This window comes from Blautia luti (genome assembly GCF_013304735.1).
Taxonomy (GTDB): Bacteria; Bacillota; Clostridia; order Lachnospirales; family Lachnospiraceae; genus Blautia_A.
Genome location: NZ_JAAITI010000009.1, coordinates 1 through 17298, shown reverse-complemented (window position 1 = coordinate 17298; position 17298 = coordinate 1). Strand labels below are relative to the sequence as shown.

The window sequence follows — 17298 nt, the reverse complement described above, 5'->3', positions numbered from 1 at the left end:
GGAGGAAAAATAATATGTGGAATTATGCCTATACAGTACCGGAAAACAAAAAAGTAAGAGTGATTGTGCACACAGACTGCAAAAACGAGGCAGATGACCAGTATGCGGTAGCACATCATCTCATGACACCAAGATTCGATGTAAAAGGTCTTGTTGCAGGTCATTTCTGGAAAAACCCACAGCAGTACGGTGAGCTTGGTACTGCACAGGCAAGCTATGATGAGATCATCAAAGTTATGGATCTTATGGGCCTTAAGGACCAGTATCCGGTAAAACTTGGTGCGCCGCGTGCCCTTGAGGATGAACACACACCAATCGATTCCGAGGGTGCAAGATTCATCATTGAAGAAGCGATGAAAGAGGATAAAAGACCGTTATACATCGCATGCCAGGGCGCTATCACAGATGTTGCATCCGCACTTCTGATGAAGCCGGAAATCGCAGAGCGAATGACAGTAATCTGGATCGGTGGAGCGGATTATCCAAAGGGAGGATTTGAGTTCAACCTGATGATGGATATCAACGCCGCAAACGTAGTATTTTCCTCCAAAGTACCGGTATGGCAGGTACCGATGAGCCTTTACAAAGTGATGGCTGTTTCTCTTGCAGAGCTTCAGCTGAAGGTCCGTCCATGCGGAAAGATCGGAAAATATCTTTTCGAGCAGCTGGTAGATTTCAACCATGTAGCAGCCAAGTACGAAATGGACTGGCCGCAGGGTGAAATCTGGGGACTTGGCGATCAGGGAACCATCGCGGTTCTGATGGAAGAGCTGGAAAAAGTAAGCTACGATATGGTACCTGCTCCGAGAATCGCTGAGGATATGACTTACATTCACGGACAGAACAACCGTGAGATCCGTGTTTACAAATATCTGGACGCAAGACTGACACTGGAAGATTTCTTTGCAAAACTTGCACTGAATTTCGGTGACGAGAAATAAATTCTGAGGTAAAATGAAAATGAAAAATTATCTGGTTTTTGATGCAGGCGGAACATTTACGAAATACGCGTTAATGGACGAAAATGCAGAAATTCTTGAAAAAGATAAAGTTCCTACACCGGACTATCGAACAAAGACAAAAGAGGACTATTATGCGGTTCTGGACGGTGTTGTAGAAAAATACAGAAACCGCATCGAAGGGATTGCCATCAGCATGCCTGGTATGCTGGACAACAAGGACGGTTACTGTGTAACCGCGGGATATCTTGCATATCTTGCAGGAAGCACAGTTGGAACAGAGCTTTCCAAACGTTACGGAATCCAGGTTTCTGTAGAAAACGATGGAAAATGTGCGGCACTTGCCGAGTTCTGGAGAGGAAGCCTTAAGGGCTGTACAAACGGAGCGGTTGTTGTTCTGGGTTCCGGCGTTGCAGGCGGAATTATCCTCAACGGAAAACTTTTCCGCGGAAATCATTTCACAGCGGGTGAGTACAGCTATGTGTGCACAGATGCGAAGAAGCCGGAAGAGATGGACAGTTACTGGGGAATGAGCAGCGGTGCGGAAGGTCTTGCAAAGATTGTTGCAAAGCATACGGGTGAGGACTGGCAGACTTACGACGGGCTGAAGATATTCAGCCTGGCAAATGACGGTGATGAAAAAGTTCTCGCAGGACTTAAAGAATATACGGACAGTCTGGCTGTACAGATCTACAACCTGAATATTTATCTGGATCTGGATATTATCGCGATCGGCGGCGGTATCAGTCAGCAGCCGATTCTGCATAAATATCTGCAGAGGAGCCTGGATGAGGTACTGGAAAATATTCCGCTGAGAAAAATCTCTCCATACGTTCCGGAACCAAAGATCACAAACTGTAGATTTTACAATGATGCAAATTTGATTGGTGCTTTATATCACTTCATGAACAAATAAGCGGTGAAAACCACTTATTTATTCATGAGGAAGTAGCGAAGCGGATTCCGAATGTCCGTTTGAATATATTACATAAGGAGGACTCCAGAATGTCATTTCCAAAGAATTTTTTATGGGGCGGCGCAGTTGCTGCCAATCAGTGCGAGGGTGCATACAATGAGGACGGAAAAGGTTTATGCACACAGGATGTAACACCACACGGAATCGTAGGACCAAGAACAGAAGAGCCTACAGAAGACAACATGAAACTTATCGGAATTGATTTTTATCACCGTTACAAAGAAGACGTGAAATTATTTGCAGAGATGGGATTCAAAGTATTCCGTACCTCTATTGCGTGGAGCCGTATTTTCCCGAACGGAGATGAGGAGACACCAAACGAAAAAGGCCTTCAGTTCTATGATGATCTTTTTGACGAGTGCCATAAATACGGAATTGAGCCGTTGGTAACAATTTCCCATTATGAGACACCACTTCATCTTGCAAAGACCTACGATGGCTGGGTAAACAGAAAGATGATCGGCTTCTATGAGAGATATGTAAGAACTATTTTTGCAAGATACGGAAAAAAAGTTAAATACTGGCTGACATTCAACGAAATCAACTCCGTTCTTCATGAGCCATTCTTAAGCGGCGGCATTTACACAGAAAAGGACAAGCTTTCCCAGCAGGATCTTTATCAGGCTGTTCATCATGAACTGGTTGCAAGTGCCCTTGCTACAAAGATCGGCCATGAGATGATGCCGGATGCCAAGATCGGCTGCATGATCTTAAGCATGCCGATGTATCCGCTGACACCGTGCCCGGATGATGTGATCAAGACTATGGAGAGCGTTCACAAGAACGATTTCTTTGGCGATGTACATGTTCGTGGATACTATCCAGGATACATGAAACGCTATTTCCGTGAGAACAATATTGAGATCAAATTTGAGCCAGGCGATGAGGAGATCCTCAAAAATACCGTGGATTTTGTTTCCTTCAGCTACTACATGAGCATCTGTGAGACAGCAGATCCTGCAAAGCAGACAAAAGGAAAAGGCAATCTTATGGGCGGTGTTCCGAACCCGTATCTGGAAGCTTCCGACTGGGGATGGCAGATCGACCCGAAAGGTCTCCGCTATGTGCTGAACTACTACTGGGATCGTTACCAGAAACCGCTGTTCATTGTTGAGAACGGACTGGGCGCAGTAGACAAGCTTGTTGAGAAAGACGGCGTTATGACCGTTGAGGATGACTACCGTATCGACTACCTCCAGAAACATCTTCTCCAGGTAGAGGAGGCGCTCGAAGATGGTGTAGACGTTATGGGTTACACATCCTGGGGCTGCATCGACCTTGTCAGCGCGTCCACAGCAGAGCTGAAAAAACGCTATGGTTACATCTACGTAGACCGCAACGACGATGGAACCGGAACCCTGAACCGTTATAAGAAAAAATCTTTCTACTGGTATAAAGATGTGATTGCTACCAACGGAGAAGCACTTCATAAATAAAGACTCAAGATATGAGAAAGCGCCGCAGGAACTTTTTTTCTGTTCCTGCAGCGCTTTTTTTGTGTGCTGCGAAGAAAAGCAGCGGCTCAGACTGAAGTTCCGGCCCGGATTGACAGGGGAAGGGACGGCAGATATAATTCTAACAGAAAGCAGATGTTTGATTAAAACCACAGGAGGAAAAAAACGTGACAGACCAGGAACGTTTTATGAAAGAGGCGATCCGCCAGGCAAAAAAAGCCCGTGCGCTGGAGGAAGTTCCGATTGGCTGTGTAATTGTACACGAAGGGAAAATTATAGCCAGAGGCTACAACCGCCGCAATACAGATAAAAATACGTTATCCCACGCAGAGCTGAATGCAATCCGGAAAGCCAGCAAAAAACTGGGCGATTGGCGACTGGAAGGATGTACCATGTATGTGACGCTGGAACCCTGCCAGATGTGTTCAGGAGCTCTTGTACAGTCCAGAATTGATGAGGTGGTCATCGGCTGTATGAATCCGAAAGCAGGTTGTGCAGGTTCTGTCATGAATCTTCTTCAGATCGAAGGGTTTAACCACCAGGTAAAGATTACCGAAGGAGTACTGGAAGAAGAATGTTCGGAAATGCTTTCTGCGTTTTTCCGTGAACTCCGCGAGAAAAAGAAACAGGCAAAAATTCTGAAGAAACAGGAAGCAGAACGCCTTGCCGGGCAGCAGACACAGACGGATGGCACAGAATAAAACAGAACGGGATAAATATGGAACAAAAAGTTCTCTGAGATTTTCTCTTGACAGAATTACAGAGAAATATCAAAATAAAACCAGATAAAAATGAAAGCCGTTCCGGCAGAGGACGACAGAAAATGGAGGACCACATAATGGAACTTGAAGTTTTAAGAAAAGACATGGTAGCAGCAATGAAAGCCAAGGATAAGGTAACCAAGGAAGCAGTTTCCTCACTGATCGCAGCAGTAAAGAAAGTTGCCATTGATGAAGGATGCCGTGATGATATTAAAGGAGATCTGGTAGACAGAGTTATCCTGAAAGAGCTGAAAACAGCAAAAGAACAGATCGACACCTGCCCGGCAGACCGTACAGACCTGAAAGAAGAGTATCAGGCAAGATATGACATTATTGCAAAATATGCTCCAAAGCAGATGGATGAAGCAGAGATCAAGGCTTATATCGAGGAGAAATTTGCAGATGTTCTTGCAACCGGAAACAAGGGCCAGATCATGAAAGCAGTCATGGGAGACCTGAAAGGAAAAGCTGACGGCAAGCTGATCAATCAGGTAGTTGCCGGATATTGTAAATAATACAGAAATACAGGAAAACACCGGAAGCCGGTTAAGGACTTCCGGTGTTTTTTTTTAATAAAAAATCCCGCCGGATCAGTCATAAATGACGAACCCGGCGGAAATGCTGTTTATATAGAGATCATATATTATAACCTTTTTTTACGCGCGCCGCACCTCGGAATGGTCTCACAGACGTTACCTTTACAGTTAACTCAGCCCAGGCACCCTCACGGCACACAAGAGCTTCTGCTTAGTGCTGCTGCATTCCTGCCCTGACACGGTTCACAGATTCCTGTTGCGTAAGACCCAGACGTCAACGCCACTTATAAAGGGCTGCTCCACAAGATACAAGCCTCAGATTGGCATCACCCCTGCTGTAGCGGATTGCAGGTACAGGGCACCGCTATCTCCCCGGCTGCGCGGAATTTAATTATAGACTCTTATGGCGGATTTGTCAAGAAGCACGAAAAAATTTCTGCCGGATGAAAAAGGAGCATTTCATGTTGTATACAGCCTGAAAATGCTTTATAATATTATAATGTGTAAAACTCTGTGAAAAGAGAAAACAATGGAGCTGTTTTGCAGGAAAAGATCCGCCAGAATGCCGGATTTCTGTAATGGACAGCAACAAATAAAATGTGCACATAAGAGGGCACAGAATGGAGGACGCTATGATTAAAAGAATCGGCCTGCTGACAAGCGGTGGTGACTGTCAGGCATTGAACGCGACCATGAGAGGCGTTGTAAAGGGACTGAGCAACAGCGTTGAGAACCTTGAGGTTTATGGTTTTGATGATGGATATAAGGGACTGATCTACGGGAAATACCGTATGCTCACAGCCAAGGATTTTTCCGGAATCCTGACTCAGGGCGGAACCATTCTCGGAACATCCAGACAGCCGTTTAAACTGATGCGGGTTCCGGATGAGAAGGGACTGGACAAGGTTGAGGCAATGAAGCAGACTTACTATAAACTCTGTCTTGACTGTCTTGTGATCCTCGGCGGAAACGGAACACAGAAAACAGCCAATCTTCTCCGTGAGGAAGGCCTGAATATCATCCATCTTCCGAAGACCATTGATAATGATATCTGGGGCACAGATATGACCTTTGGTTTCCAGAGTGCTCTGGAGATCGCAACCAATGCTATTGACTGTATCCATACAACAGCTGCATCCCACGGACGTGTATTTATTGTTGAGATCATGGGACATAAGGTTGGAAGCCTGACGCTGAATGCTGGTGTAGCAGGCGGAGCGGATGTAATCCTGATCCCGGAGATCCCGTATGACATCAACAAGGTAGCGGAAGCCATCCAGAAACGAAACAAGGCAGGCAAGCGTTTTACCATTCTTGCAGTAGCTGAGGGAGCCATCTCAAAAGAAGACGCAGAGCTTCCGAAGAAAAAATACAAAGAGAAACTTGCGGAAAGAGCAAAGAAATATCCGTCTGTATCCTATGAGATCGCAGACCAGATCCAGCAGGTAACCGGAAGTGAAGTACGTATCACAGTTCCGGGACATATGCAGCGAGGCGGAGAGCCATGTGCATATGACCGCGTTCTTTCCACAAGGATCGGTGCAGGCGCAGCACAGGCGATCATGGATGAGGAATATGGTGTTATGATCGGCGTTATCAATGGCAAGATCAAACGTGTTCCTCTTGCTGAATGTGCAGGCAAGCTGAAGATGGTATCCCCGAAAGATCAGCTTGTAAAAGCAGCCAAACAGATTGGAATCAGTTTTGGCGATTAATGAATCATAAGTCATCTGGCCGCCGCGGAAGTCTTTCCGCGGCGACTGTGGCGAAGAGAAGGAGAGTTTTATGAGTTATACTGCTCTTTACCGTAAATTTCGTCCCGATAATTTTGACGACGTAAAAGGACAGGATCATATTGTGACAACACTGACCAACCAGATCAAGGCGAACCGTATCGGACACGCATACCTGTTCTGCGGAACGAGAGGTACCGGAAAGACTACGGTTGCAAAGATCCTGGCGAAGGCAGTAAACTGCGAACATCCTGTAAACGGCAGTCCCTGCAACGAATGTGCCATGTGTAAGGCTATTCAGGCAGGAACCGCCATGAATGTGATCGAGATCGATGCGGCATCCAACAACGGTGTTGACAACATCCGTGAGATCCGTGAGGAAGTTGCCTACCGCCCGACAGAGGGTAAATACAAGGTTTACATCATCGATGAGGTGCATATGCTCTCAACAGGAGCATTCAATGCTCTTCTGAAAACACTGGAAGAGCCGCCTTCCTACGTTATTTTTATCCTGGCGACCACAGAAGCCCATAAGATACCGATCACCATCCTGTCCAGATGCCAGCGTTATGACTTCCACCGGATTTCCATTGATACCATAGCAGCCAGGCTTTCCGAGCTTCTGGCAGCAGAAGGCGTGGAAGCGGAGGAAAAAGCCGTGCGCTATGTGGCAAAAAAAGGTGACGGATCCATGCGAGATGCCTTAAGTCTTCTGGATCAGTGCATTTCTTTTTATCTGGGACAGGTGCTTACCTATGATAAAGTCCTGGACGTTCTGGGAGCTGTGGATACAGAGGTATTCAGCAAGCTCCTTCGGAAAGTGCTTTCCGGTGATGTGACCGGTTCCATCCATGTGCTGGAAGACCTGATTACAGGAGGTCGGGAACTGGGGCAGTTTGTATCCGATTTTACCTGGTATATGCGAAATCTTCTCCTTGTGAAGACTTCCGAGAATCCGGAGGAGGCAATTGATGTTTCTTCCGAAAATCTGAAGCTTCTGAAGGAAGAGAGCGAGATGACAGATGTGGAAACCCTGATGCGGTATATTCGTATTTTTTCCGATCTGTCCAATCAGATCCGTTTTGCAAGCCAGAAACGTGTGTTGGTGGAAATTGCGCTGATCAAGTTGTGCAGACCGGCTATGGAGACCAATCTGGACTCAGTTCTTGACCGGCTCCGTGTTCTGGAAAAACAGATGGAAGAACGGCCGGTGCAGCAGGTGATCGTCCGGGAAGGCGATGTCGGCACATCCGGGGAACCGGGGAATGCAGTGCCAGGTGCGGTGCAGTCACAGCAGCCCAAACCACAGAAAGCAGCTCCAGAAGATCTTCAGAAGATCGTAGCAGGATGGCGAGCCATTGTGGGGCAGACGACAGGACTTTTCAAACAGTCCCTGCAGCGGGCAGTCCCCAAGTATAACGGGGAAACAGGGGATCCTATCCTTTACGTGGAATTTCAGGATTTCCTGGGAATGAATTATGTAGACAATCCGGAGGCGCAGAAAGAACTTCAGGACATTATCGCGGCCCGGACAGGAAAAAGCGTGGAGATACATATGCTGGTAGCCAACAAGCATCAGCACACCAATCTCGCGCAGATCACAGTAGACGATGCACTCCGGGAGAATATCCACATGGATATCGTAGTGGAAGAAGACCCGGACGATGAGTCATAAATCTGTAAAATAAAAACAGGAGGATCATTATTATGGCAAAAAGAGGTGGATTCCCAGGCATGGGTATGCCGGGAAATATGAACAATCTTATGAAACAGGCGCAGAAAATGCAGCGTCAGATGGAAGAGAATCAGAAGGCTCTTGAGGAAAAAGAGTTCACAGCAACCGTAGGCGGCGGAGCTGTTTCCGTTACCGTTTCCGGCAAACGTGAAATAACAAAAGTCACACTTTCCGAGGAAGCAGTAGATCCGGATGATATCGAGATGCTTGAGGATATGATCGCGGCAGCAACAAATGAGGCGCTCCGTCAGGTTGAGTCCGAGTCAGCAGCAGTGATGTCCAAACTGACAGGAGGCCTTGGCGGTCTTGGCGGAGGCCTTCCTTTCTGATGGAATATTACAGCAGCCATATCAATAAACTCATTGAGCAGCTTTCCCATCTTCCGGGAATTGGAGCAAAATCTGCCCAGCGTCTTGCGTTTCATATCATGAATATGCCAAAAGACCAGGTTGAGCAGCTGACAGCTTCCATTACCGATGCAAGGCAGAACGTTCAGTACTGCAAATGCTGTTATACACTGACAGACCAGGAACTCTGCCCGATCTGTGCCAATCCAAAACGAGATCACAGCACCATCATGGTCGTTGAGAATACCAGGGATCTGGCAGCATATGAGAAAACAGGCAAGTTTGACGGGGTTTACCATGTACTTCACGGCGCGATCTCTCCAATGCTTGGAATCGGACCGGATGATATCAAGCTGAAGGAACTGATGAAGCGCCTTCAGGGAGATGTAAAAGAAGTTATTGTGGCGACCAATTCCAGCCTTGAGGGTGAAACTACAGCCATGTACATCAGCAAACTGATCAAGCCCACCGGAATCAAAGTAAGCCGTATTGCCAGCGGAGTTCCGGTTGGCGGTGACCTGGAGTATATTGATGAAGTGACACTTCTACGCGCCCTGGAGGGAAGGGTAGAACTTTAACCGGATCAGGTGAAAAATTTTCCCAGGCAACAAAGGAGGTGAGCCGGTGGCAAAAAAGAAAGCAACTTCATCGGATGTGGCAGCACGCGCCGGGGTTTCCCAGGCAACGGTATCTATGGTGCTGAACCGGAAATACAATGTTTCCTTTTCAAGAGAAACCGTAGAACGGGTGGAGCAGGCAGCCAGAGAGCTTGGCTACGAGCTTCCGGGACGTCGGAAACATAAAGATAACAGAAAAGAAAAGTTGATCGTTGTTTTCTGCCCCACACTCACCAGTCCCTATTATGTACTGTTGCTTCAGGGAATCGAGGCCGTAGCCAATGAGCAGGGATACGGGGTATTTATCTGTAACACCCAGCGAGATGCGGGTTTGGAAGAAAAATATCTCCGTATGATGCAGACCATGCGGCCGGCAGGAATCATTTATACCTGCAATCCCCATCCGGATTTTCAGCATCAGGTAGAAAAGATCGCAAAAGAAACGCCCCTTGTTATCATCAGCAACAAGGAAAAAACAACCACAGTAGATGCCATCAATCAGGATAATACGGTGGTAGGAAGGCTGATGGCCAGGCATCTTCTGGATCTGGGGCATACCGATGTGGCGTTTATTACGCCGCCTCTTACCAGACGCCAGTGGCAGCGCTCCAAACGTGTAGAAGGTTTTGTCCGCGAGTTTGAAAAAGAGGGCAAAAAAGATCACGTGATCATCAAGGCGGCAGATGAGTCCAATGACAGAAAAATCCCGCGAATGGATTCGGAGTATGCCATGGGCTACGAGCTGACTATGGAGCTTCTCCGTGAAGGCAGAAAATTTACGGCTATCGCAGGCCAGAATGATATGATGGCCATAGGTGCCATTGATGCACTGCATGAGATGCGCCTCCATGTGCCAAAGGATGTTTCAGTCATCGGATGTGATAATATTTTTTATTCCAGTATCCGCAGGATTTCACTGACCACCATTGATCATTTTGTAGCGCTGAAGGGAAGAGATGCCTGCGACATCATTATCCGTAAAATCGATATGAATGATAAATTTTACCTGGATGAAAGACCTGCCAGTCTGTATAATATCGAATATACCCCGAAACTGATTACGCGCCGCACAACGGGGTATGCAAAACTGGACAGAAACCTGCCCGGCGAGCAGAAAAATAAATAATGGCGTATAAATTATTAATAATAATATATAAAGAGAGTTTCTATGACGTATTCGAATAAAAACTGTGGTAACAGTGGTAATTGCAGCGATATTCGAAATCGGTAAAAATGGAGATAAGCTGTTTTGGGTGAAAAAATTGACAGACACTGTTAATAAAACAACATTTTATTAATAAAATATTTATTAATAAAAAAGTAGTGTCTTGACCCTCACAATGAGTTTGTTATAATGGAATCATCAAGAAAAAGAACGAACGTAAAACAGGAGGAAAAAACAATGAAATTTTTTATCGACACAGCGAAAGTAGAAGATATCAGAGAAGCAAATGACATGGGAGTTATCTGTGGTGTTACCACAAACCCGTCCCTGATCGCCAAAGAGGGAAGAGACTTCAACGAAGTAATCAAAGAGATCACAACTATCGTTGACGGACCGATCAGCGGTGAGGTTAAAGCTACCACAACAGATGCTGAGGGAATGATCCGTGAGGGACGTGAGATCGCAGCCATTCATCCGAACATGGTTGTTAAGATTCCTATGACAACAGAGGGACTGAAGGCAGTTAAGGTTCTTTCCTCTGAGGGGATCAAGACAAACGTTACTCTGATCTTTTCTGCTAACCAGGCACTTCTTGCAGCAAGAGCAGGTGCTACATATGTATCTCCGTTCCTTGGAAGACTGGATGACATCTCCACAGATGGCGTTGAGCTGATCCAGCAGATCGCTGAGATGTTTGCAGTTGCAGATATCCCGACAGAGATCATCGCAGCAAGCGTTCGTCATCCAATGCATGTAACTGCATGTGCACTTGCAGGCGCAGATATCGCTACGGTACCGTTCAAGGTAATTGAGCAGATGACACATCATCCGCTGACAGATGCAGGTATCGCTAAATTTCAGGCTGATTACAAGGCAGTATTCGGTGAGTGATCGAAACCTCTTTTATATACAAATTCCCTGTGAACAGCAGGGCACTAAAAAGGAGACATTTATAACATGGATAAGTTAGAACTTCAGAAAGTTGCCAACGAAGTCCGCAAGGATATCGTAACAGCAGTCCATGCAGCAAAGGCCGGCCATCCGGGCGGATCCCTTTCTGCAGCAGACGTGTTCACCTATTTATATTTTGAAGAGATGAACATCGATCCGAAGGATCCTAAAAAGGCAGACCGTGACCGCTTTGTCCTTTCTAAAGGACATACAGCACCGGGACTCTATTCTGTACTTGCAGAGAGAGGATATTTTCCAAAAGAGGATCTGAAAACACTTCGTCATCTGGGCTCCTATCTTCAGGGACATCCGGATATGAAGCATATTCCGGGCGTTGATATGTCCAGTGGTTCTCTTGGTCAGGGAATCTCTGCAGCAGCAGGTATGGCTCTTTCTGCCAAACTCAGTAATGATGACTATCGAGTATATACATTGCTGGGTGATGGTGAGATCGAGGAGGGCCAGGTGTGGGAGGCAGCTATGTTCGCAGGCTTCCGTAAACTGGACAACCTGGTTGTGATCGTAGATAACAATGGACTTCAGATCGATGGTGACATTGCAGATGTATGCTCCCCGTATCCGATCGACAAGAAATTTGAAGCTTTCAATTTCCATGTGATCAATGTTGCGGACGGCAACGATATGGATCAGCTGAAGGCTGCTTTTGATGAGGCAAGAGCTACAAAGGGTATGCCGACAGCTATCATCATGAAAACAGTAAAAGGTAAAGGCGTTTCCTACATGGAGAACGCAGTAGGCTGGCACGGAAAAGCTCCGAATGATGAGCAGTATGCACAGGCAATGGAAGATCTGGAGAAGGTAGGTGAAGCATTATGTCAGAAGTAAAGAAAATCGCAACGAGAGCAAGCTACGGCAGTGCCCTCATAGAATTAGGAAAAAAACACGAGGATCTTATCGTTCTTGACGCTGACCTTGCTGCAGCTACACAGACAGGTATGTTTAAAAAAGAATTCCCGGAGCGTCACATTGACTGCGGTATCGCAGAGTGCAACATGATGGGTATTGCAGCAGGAATCGCTTCCACAGGTAAGGTTCCCTTTGCAAGTACTTTTGCAATGTTTGCAGCAGGACGTGCTTATGAGCAGGTTCGTAACTCCATCGGATATCCGAAGCTGAATGTAAAGATCGGAGCAACTCACGGCGGTATTTCTGTAGGTGAAGATGGCGCCACACATCAGTGCCTGGAGGATTTTGCCCTGATGAGAGTGATTCCGGGCATGGTCGTTGCAAGTCCTTCTGATGATATCGAAGCAAAAGCTATGGTTGCTGCTGCTTACGAGCATCAGGGACCGGTATACATGAGATTCGGACGTCTTGCTGTTCCGGTTATCAATGACAGACCGGATTATAAATTTGAGCTTGGTAAGGGCATCGTTCTCCGCGAGGGAAAAGATCTTACCATCATCGCAAACGGACTTTGCGTTGCACCGGCTCTTGAAGCAGCTGAGAAGCTTGCAGCAGACGGAATCGATGCAAAAGTAATCAACATCCATACCATTAAACCTCTGGATGAGGAGCTTGTTGTTGCAGCTGCCAAAGAAACAGGTAAAGTTGTAACTGTTGAGGAGCATTCCATCATCGGTGGTCTTGGCGGAGCTGTATGCGAGTGCCTGGCTGAGAAGGCACCGGTACCGGTAAAACGTATCGGAATTCATGATGTATTCGGTGAGTCCGGACCGGCTGTAGAGCTTCTCCATAAATATGGTCTTGACGCTGAGGGTATCTACACACAGATCAAAGATTTCGCGTAATCTGTAGGAGGTAAGTCTGCTTCTGCAGGGAGGATCTTCAGGATTCCTCCGGCAATTGCATCCGCCAGAGTGACCACGGTAGAGAGCCGTGTAGTCTGCAAGGTAAGATGCTCCATGATCCCGGCGGTATTTACAATGCCGGTAATGTGAATGTCACCTACAGGAGGAAGATTTTTCTGAACACCAGCACCTGGGTAAAGTGCACCATTTCCAATGGTCACATAGCCCAGGTGCTTTTTTTGTCCAAGAGAAGCATCTATGGCGATTATAAGGGCATGGGGATGAAATCTTTTGATCAGCGATGAAGTTTTTTCCAGGTTTAAGGCATGAACCGGACAGGAAAGGGTACCGTAGACAAAAATATGCCCGGTTTCATGTGGCGTAAGCAGGTGTCCAATATATGGACCTAAGCAATCGCCGGTAACACGGTCACTGCCGATACATAGAAAAACGATTTCAGTCCATTTTTTTGGACAGTGAAGAATGCATTTTTTTAAGAGATAAGCAATCTCGCCGGATGAACCGTTTTTTCTGGCATCAATGTAAAAAGCCATGGGGAACCTCGATTCTTTTTTCCCTCTATCATATCCTGAAAAAAGGAAAAATATGCATGATGCGGAATCTGTCGTTAAATTCTCTGGATAGGCTCTTACATTCTGCTAAAATCCGCATTTTTACTGTGTTATGCTTGGGGACAGAAGGGGTGATATGAGATGATAGAGGTCATTTATAAGGAGGACAAGGAAGATCAGGAAACCGTACAGGAACCGTTTTCCATGCCGAGAAACGTAAGACAGATCGGTCTGACGAATGGAGATTATAGAATCTATGTGGAAGACTATGTATACACTTTTCTCAGCAGTCTGGCAGAGGAAGAGAAGGCGGAAGGCCGGGGAATGGCAGCAGTGCTTACCGGAGAGATTCAATGGACAGCAGATATGACCTGTATTTTTGTAAAGGGAGCGATTGCCGCGGATTCTATGGATGCGGCTGCGGAACATATCGACTTTTCAGAAAAGGTCTGGCAACAGCTTCAGGATGATAAAGAACAGTATTTTCCGGAGCAGGAAATTGTGGGATGGTTTTTTGCACAGCGGCAGATGGTATTGGAGATAACAGAACTTTTTGTAAAAGTGCATCTTCGGCATTTTGGAGGGGAAAAAGTTCTGATGCTGATGGAACCAGGAGAACGGGAAGATGCTTTTTTTCGTTATGATAACGGGACGATGGTTCAATTAAACGGTTATTATATTTATTATGAAAAAAATTCTCAGATGCAGACCTATATGATTGAAAGAAATCAGAGGAAAGGCCAGGAGACGTCAGAGAAAGTGGAGGACAAGGCTGTCAGGAATTTCCGAAAAATTATAGACAGCAAGAAGCCAGAAGAACGGGAGGAGGAAAAAACTTCCGTTTTTTCTTATGCTGCTACAGTATGTCTGGCTTTGGCTGTTCTTGTGGCAGGTGTAAATTTTTATCGGAATCAGCAGGAAAACGCAGGAATCCCGGAAGATTTCCGCGAAACTTCCGCAGCTGTGGCACAGATGACGCCGGTAATCACAGCTGAAGAGATTGTGACTCAGACGGAGACACCGACACCGACCGCAAGAGCGCAGAACAGGGAAAAAATCACAGCAACTCCGATTGCAGGCACAACAGTAACGGTAACAAAAGTTCCGGTTCCTACGAAATCTGCAGAAATAAATAAGGCAGATACAAAAAAACAGAAAAGCTCAGAAGAAAAGAAGAATTCGGATTCAAAAATTTCTGCAGAAGAAACTGTCACATCAACAGAAAATAAAAGGGAAACGTATGTGATACGTCCTGGTGATACTTTGTATCAGATCAGCCTGAATCGTTATGGAACAGTGGAGGCGATGGAACAGATCTGTGCATTGAACGGAATTTCTGCCAACGAAATCATTTATCCGGGGCAGGTAATTGTTTTACCATAAAGAACTGTGCTATAATAACTGGAAAATAAAACAGATAAGGTAAGGGATACAGTTGTGAATATTATAAAAAAAATACAGAAACGACAAAAGCGCAAAAAGCTTATGAAGCAAAAAGCAAAATTGGCACAGGAACAGGCAGCGCAGGAAGGCGCTTACCGTGGAAAATCCTCCCATCATCGTAGGATTTCCAAAAATGGAAAAAAGGTGATTGCAGTTGCCGCGGTTGTTGCAGCAGTCTGCCTGGTTTTTCTTTTTGTGGAAAAAAGAAGTTATCACAGTTATAAGGTATTAAATACAAGTGAGCAGGAGGATGTTGTTTCCACCCAGTATGTGGAAATGGATGGCGATATTTTAAGATACAGTCCGGATGGCGTGTCCGTAGTAGATGGCAGTATGAATACCGTGTGGAATGAAACGTATACCATGCAGAACCCTATTGCAGATGTAAACGGAAGCAAAGCGGTAATTGCGGACAGCGAGGGAACATCTCTGTATATCTGTGACAAAAAAGGAATTACAGGAACAGTTACCACTTCCTATTCCATCGTAAAAGTCCGTGTTGCGGCGAATGGAATGGTTGCGGCGATTCTTGATAATGATGAAAATACCTGGATTAATTTTTACAATCCGGATGGAAGTCTGGTTGCGGAAAATCTTACCAAGATTGACGATCCGGGATATCCACTGGATGTGGCAGTATCTGACAATGGTGTTATGATGGTGACATTCCAGTATGTAGACGGAAACAAAACCACAAGTTATGTGGCATTCTATAATTATGGAGATGTAGGACAGAACGAAGCAGACCGGATTGTAAGCGGTTATACTTATGAGAATGTAGTAATTCCACAGGTAGAGTGCATCAGCGCGAACCAGTATATTGCCTTGCGTGATGATGGATTTTCTACTTATCAGGGAAGTCAGATTCCAAAAGAAAGCAAAACAATTAATGTAAAGCAGGAGATTGTAAGTACATTTTTCAGTGATGACAGAATTGGTCTGGTGTTTAAGAACAATAATAAAGATGACCTGTATACAATGGAAGTTTATAATATGAGCGGACAGCTGAAATTCCGCAAGAATTTCAATGTTCCATATACGACCATAAAAATGAGTGGAGATAATATTATCATGTACAACAGTTCTCAGATCTGTGTGATGAACAGCCGTGGTGTGCAGAAATATATGGGAAGTGTTGATGGAACGATCCGCGACTTTTTCAAGATCGGTTGGAACAAATATCTTATGGTGCTGGATACCGGAGTCAGTACCATAAAATTCAGTTAGGGAGGCAGACATGAGCTGGACATGGCTGGGACTGGCTGTGCTGGTCCTTCTTGCCTTTTCTGTAGTAGACGGATACAGAAAAGGATTTATAAAAGAAGCAGTATCTGTACTCCTTGTGCTGATTTCCGTTGTTCTGGTATGGTTGATTAATCCTTATGTTAATCAGTTTCTAAGAGAGAATACATCGGTTTATGAAAAAATACAGACTTCCAGTGAAACATTCGTGGATTCTCTGGCAGCTGGAAATGGGGTACTGGACGAAGAAACACAAAATGAATTGATCAGTAATATGGGACTTCCGGAACTGCTTCAGAAGGGAATGAGTGAAAACAATACAGCATCGGTATATCAGTATCTGGCAGTTAATACATTTGCTGGATATATTTCCGGTTATCTTGCAAATGTGGCAGTGAACTGTCTTTCTTTTCTGGTATCGTATATATTGTCATCAATATTAATTCATGTGCTGGCATATGCACTGGACATTCTGGCAAAACTTCCGGTCATATGTGGGATAAACAAACTGGCTGGAGCGGTAATTGGCGGAGGAAAGTGTATTATCTTCGTATGGGTAGGAATGCTGGTGCTGACAGTTTTGTGTAACACAGAAATCGGACAGAAAGGTCTGGGATTGATTCGGGGAGATACCGTGCTGAATTTCCTCTACGATAAAAACATCTTTATCCGTATTTTTACGGGAATATTTTATCAAAGTTAAATAAAACCGCATTCTGCAGACAGAAGAATACCTGAATTCAGGTGTTACACGGTCCGCAGAATGCGGTTTTTTACGCAAAAACACGTTTTTTGAAAAAAATGTAAAATTCTGTAAAAAACATGTTGACAGAAAAAAGAAAAGATGCTATTCTATCAGAGTTGTTGGAAACAAATTGTTTTTGCGAAAATGATAAAGAAATCATGTTTCAGAAAAAATAAAAAAGTAGTTGACAAAAGACAGAAGATATGATAAAGTATCCAAGTCGTCAACAAAACGACAACAAAATCTTAACTCAAAAATGTTTGAAAAAAACTTGAAAAAAATACTTGACA

Annotated in this window: 17 protein-coding genes and 1 other RNA gene; 16 read left to right on the top strand and 2 right to left on the bottom strand. The window is 45.2% G+C overall.

Annotated elements, in window-relative coordinates:
• The first annotated feature begins 14 nt into the window (after positions 1 to 14).
• From G5B06_RS06885 to G5B06_RS06865, 5 genes are all read left to right on the top strand, one after another.
• Positions 15 to 941 (top strand): nucleoside hydrolase, encoded by a 927-nt coding sequence (locus G5B06_RS06885; RefSeq protein WP_173762335.1) that lies wholly within the window; start codon positions 15 to 17, stop codon positions 939 to 941.
• Between the two features lie 19 nt (positions 942 to 960).
• On the top strand, positions 961 to 1875 hold the full coding sequence (locus tag G5B06_RS06880; protein WP_173762334.1) for an ROK family protein: 915 nt from the start codon (positions 961 to 963) through the stop codon (positions 1873 to 1875).
• A gap of 89 nt (positions 1876 to 1964) precedes the next feature.
• Positions 1965 to 3371: a glycoside hydrolase family 1 protein gene (locus G5B06_RS06875; protein ID WP_148445866.1), complete on the top strand. Its 1407-nt coding sequence runs from the start codon at positions 1965 to 1967 to the stop codon at positions 3369 to 3371.
• 185 nt (positions 3372 to 3556) lie between these two features.
• Positions 3557 to 4090 (top strand): tRNA adenosine(34) deaminase TadA, encoded by a 534-nt coding sequence (gene tadA / locus G5B06_RS06870; protein WP_173762333.1) that lies wholly within the window; start codon positions 3557 to 3559, stop codon positions 4088 to 4090.
• Between the two features lie 137 nt (positions 4091 to 4227).
• Positions 4228 to 4665 carry a GatB/YqeY domain-containing protein gene (locus G5B06_RS06865; protein WP_021977973.1) on the top strand — a complete coding sequence of 146 codons (438 nt, stop codon included), beginning with the start codon at positions 4228 to 4230 and terminating at the stop codon, positions 4663 to 4665.
• A gap of 143 nt (positions 4666 to 4808) precedes the next feature.
• Here the strand turns inward: G5B06_RS06865 and ffs are convergent.
• Positions 4809 to 5070, bottom strand: an RNA gene (gene ffs / locus G5B06_RS06860) — signal recognition particle sRNA large type.
• Positions 5071 to 5318: 248 nt separating this feature from the next.
• On the opposite strand from ffs, the gene G5B06_RS06855 reads away from it, so the two are divergent.
• The 8 genes from G5B06_RS06855 to G5B06_RS06820 all read left to right on the top strand — a co-directional run bounded on the left by G5B06_RS06855 (position 5319) and on the right by G5B06_RS06820 (position 13006).
• A complete protein-coding gene (locus G5B06_RS06855) occupies positions 5319 to 6401 on the top strand; it encodes a 6-phosphofructokinase (RefSeq protein ID WP_118062409.1) in 1083 nt (360 codons plus the stop codon).
• Positions 6402 to 6471: 70 nt separating this feature from the next.
• The gene (gene dnaX / locus G5B06_RS06850) at positions 6472 to 8094 is read left to right on the top strand and encodes a DNA polymerase III subunit gamma/tau (RefSeq protein WP_119248102.1); all 1623 of its coding nucleotides are present in this window, start codon (positions 6472 to 6474) and stop codon (positions 8092 to 8094) included.
• A gap of 32 nt (positions 8095 to 8126) precedes the next feature.
• The gene (locus G5B06_RS06845) at positions 8127 to 8483 is read left to right on the top strand and encodes a YbaB/EbfC family nucleoid-associated protein (RefSeq protein ID WP_015525666.1); all 357 of its coding nucleotides are present in this window, start codon (positions 8127 to 8129) and stop codon (positions 8481 to 8483) included.
• Positions 8483 to 9079, top strand: coding sequence for a recombination mediator RecR (recR, locus tag G5B06_RS06840; RefSeq protein ID WP_015525667.1), 597 nt, complete (start codon positions 8483 to 8485; stop codon positions 9077 to 9079). The genes G5B06_RS06845 and recR overlap by 1 nt, the downstream gene beginning before the upstream one ends.
• A gap of 46 nt (positions 9080 to 9125) precedes the next feature.
• Complete coding sequence (locus G5B06_RS06835) at positions 9126 to 10244, top strand: LacI family DNA-binding transcriptional regulator (protein WP_148445860.1); 1119 nt, start codon at positions 9126 to 9128, stop codon at positions 10242 to 10244.
• A gap of 276 nt (positions 10245 to 10520) precedes the next feature.
• Entirely contained in the window at positions 10521 to 11174 is a 654-nt protein-coding gene (fsa, locus tag G5B06_RS06830; RefSeq protein WP_015525668.1) for a fructose-6-phosphate aldolase, read from the top strand.
• A 66-nt stretch (positions 11175 to 11240) separates the two neighbouring features.
• Positions 11241 to 12080, top strand: coding sequence for a transketolase (locus tag G5B06_RS06825; RefSeq protein ID WP_015525669.1), 840 nt, complete (start codon positions 11241 to 11243; stop codon positions 12078 to 12080).
• On the top strand, positions 12068 to 13006 hold the full coding sequence (locus tag G5B06_RS06820) for a transketolase family protein (protein ID WP_118062387.1): 939 nt from the start codon (positions 12068 to 12070) through the stop codon (positions 13004 to 13006). Before G5B06_RS06825 ends, G5B06_RS06820 begins: the two co-directional genes overlap by 13 nt.
• On the opposite strand, the gene yyaC is transcribed toward G5B06_RS06820, so the two are convergent.
• Positions 12979 to 13560 carry a spore protease YyaC gene (gene yyaC, locus G5B06_RS06815; RefSeq protein ID WP_148445858.1) on the bottom strand — a complete coding sequence of 194 codons (582 nt, stop codon included), beginning with the start codon at positions 13558 to 13560 and terminating at the stop codon, positions 12979 to 12981. The genes G5B06_RS06820 and yyaC overlap by 28 nt on opposite strands.
• Positions 13561 to 13719: 159 nt before the next feature.
• Here yyaC and G5B06_RS06810 point away from each other — a divergent pair, with 159 nt between their 5' ends.
• The 3 genes from G5B06_RS06810 (at position 13720) to G5B06_RS06800 (ending at position 16966) form a co-directional block, all read left to right on the top strand.
• Positions 13720 to 14961, top strand: a complete 1242-nt coding sequence (locus G5B06_RS06810; protein ID WP_173762331.1) for a LysM peptidoglycan-binding domain-containing protein — start codon at positions 13720 to 13722, stop codon at positions 14959 to 14961.
• 102 nt (positions 14962 to 15063) lie between these two features.
• Positions 15064 to 16248 carry a DUF5711 family protein gene (locus G5B06_RS06805; RefSeq protein WP_148445854.1) on the top strand — a complete coding sequence of 395 codons (1185 nt, stop codon included), beginning with the start codon at positions 15064 to 15066 and terminating at the stop codon, positions 16246 to 16248.
• 10 nt (positions 16249 to 16258) lie between these two features.
• Positions 16259 to 16966 (top strand): CvpA family protein, encoded by a 708-nt coding sequence (locus G5B06_RS06800; RefSeq protein ID WP_148445852.1) that lies wholly within the window; start codon positions 16259 to 16261, stop codon positions 16964 to 16966.
• Positions 16967 to 17298: the final 332 nt, after the last annotated feature.

Excerpts from the sequence above, each read along its gene's own strand:
- G5B06_RS06810 (WP_173762331.1), top strand. The coding sequence starts at position 13,720 with ATGATAGAGGTCATTTATAAGGAGGACAAGGAAGATCAGGAAACCGTA.
- G5B06_RS06825 (WP_015525669.1), top strand. The coding sequence starts at position 11,241 with ATGGATAAGTTAGAACTTCAGAAAGTTGCCAACGAAGTCCGCAAGGAT.
- G5B06_RS06855 (WP_118062409.1), top strand. The coding sequence starts at position 5,319 with ATGATTAAAAGAATCGGCCTGCTGACAAGCGGTGGTGACTGTCAGGCA.
- G5B06_RS06845 (WP_015525666.1), top strand. The coding sequence starts at position 8,127 with ATGGCAAAAAGAGGTGGATTCCCAGGCATGGGTATGCCGGGAAATATG.
- G5B06_RS06800 (WP_148445852.1), top strand. The coding sequence starts at position 16,259 with ATGAGCTGGACATGGCTGGGACTGGCTGTGCTGGTCCTTCTTGCCTTT.
- G5B06_RS06865 (WP_021977973.1), top strand. The coding sequence starts at position 4,228 with ATGGAACTTGAAGTTTTAAGAAAAGACATGGTAGCAGCAATGAAAGCC.
- dnaX (WP_119248102.1), top strand. The coding sequence starts at position 6,472 with ATGAGTTATACTGCTCTTTACCGTAAATTTCGTCCCGATAATTTTGAC.
- G5B06_RS06805 (WP_148445854.1), top strand. The coding sequence starts at position 15,064 with ATGAAGCAAAAAGCAAAATTGGCACAGGAACAGGCAGCGCAGGAAGGC.
- yyaC (WP_148445858.1), bottom strand. The coding sequence starts at position 13,560 with ATGGCTTTTTACATTGATGCCAGAAAAAACGGTTCATCCGGCGAGATT.
- G5B06_RS06880 (WP_173762334.1), top strand. The coding sequence starts at position 961 with ATGAAAAATTATCTGGTTTTTGATGCAGGCGGAACATTTACGAAATAC.
- recR (WP_015525667.1), top strand. The coding sequence starts at position 8,483 with ATGGAATATTACAGCAGCCATATCAATAAACTCATTGAGCAGCTTTCC.
- fsa (WP_015525668.1), top strand. The coding sequence starts at position 10,521 with ATGAAATTTTTTATCGACACAGCGAAAGTAGAAGATATCAGAGAAGCA.
- G5B06_RS06820 (WP_118062387.1), top strand. The coding sequence starts at position 12,068 with ATGTCAGAAGTAAAGAAAATCGCAACGAGAGCAAGCTACGGCAGTGCC.
- G5B06_RS06875 (WP_148445866.1), top strand. The coding sequence starts at position 1,965 with ATGTCATTTCCAAAGAATTTTTTATGGGGCGGCGCAGTTGCTGCCAAT.
- G5B06_RS06885 (WP_173762335.1), top strand. The coding sequence starts at position 15 with ATGTGGAATTATGCCTATACAGTACCGGAAAACAAAAAAGTAAGAGTG.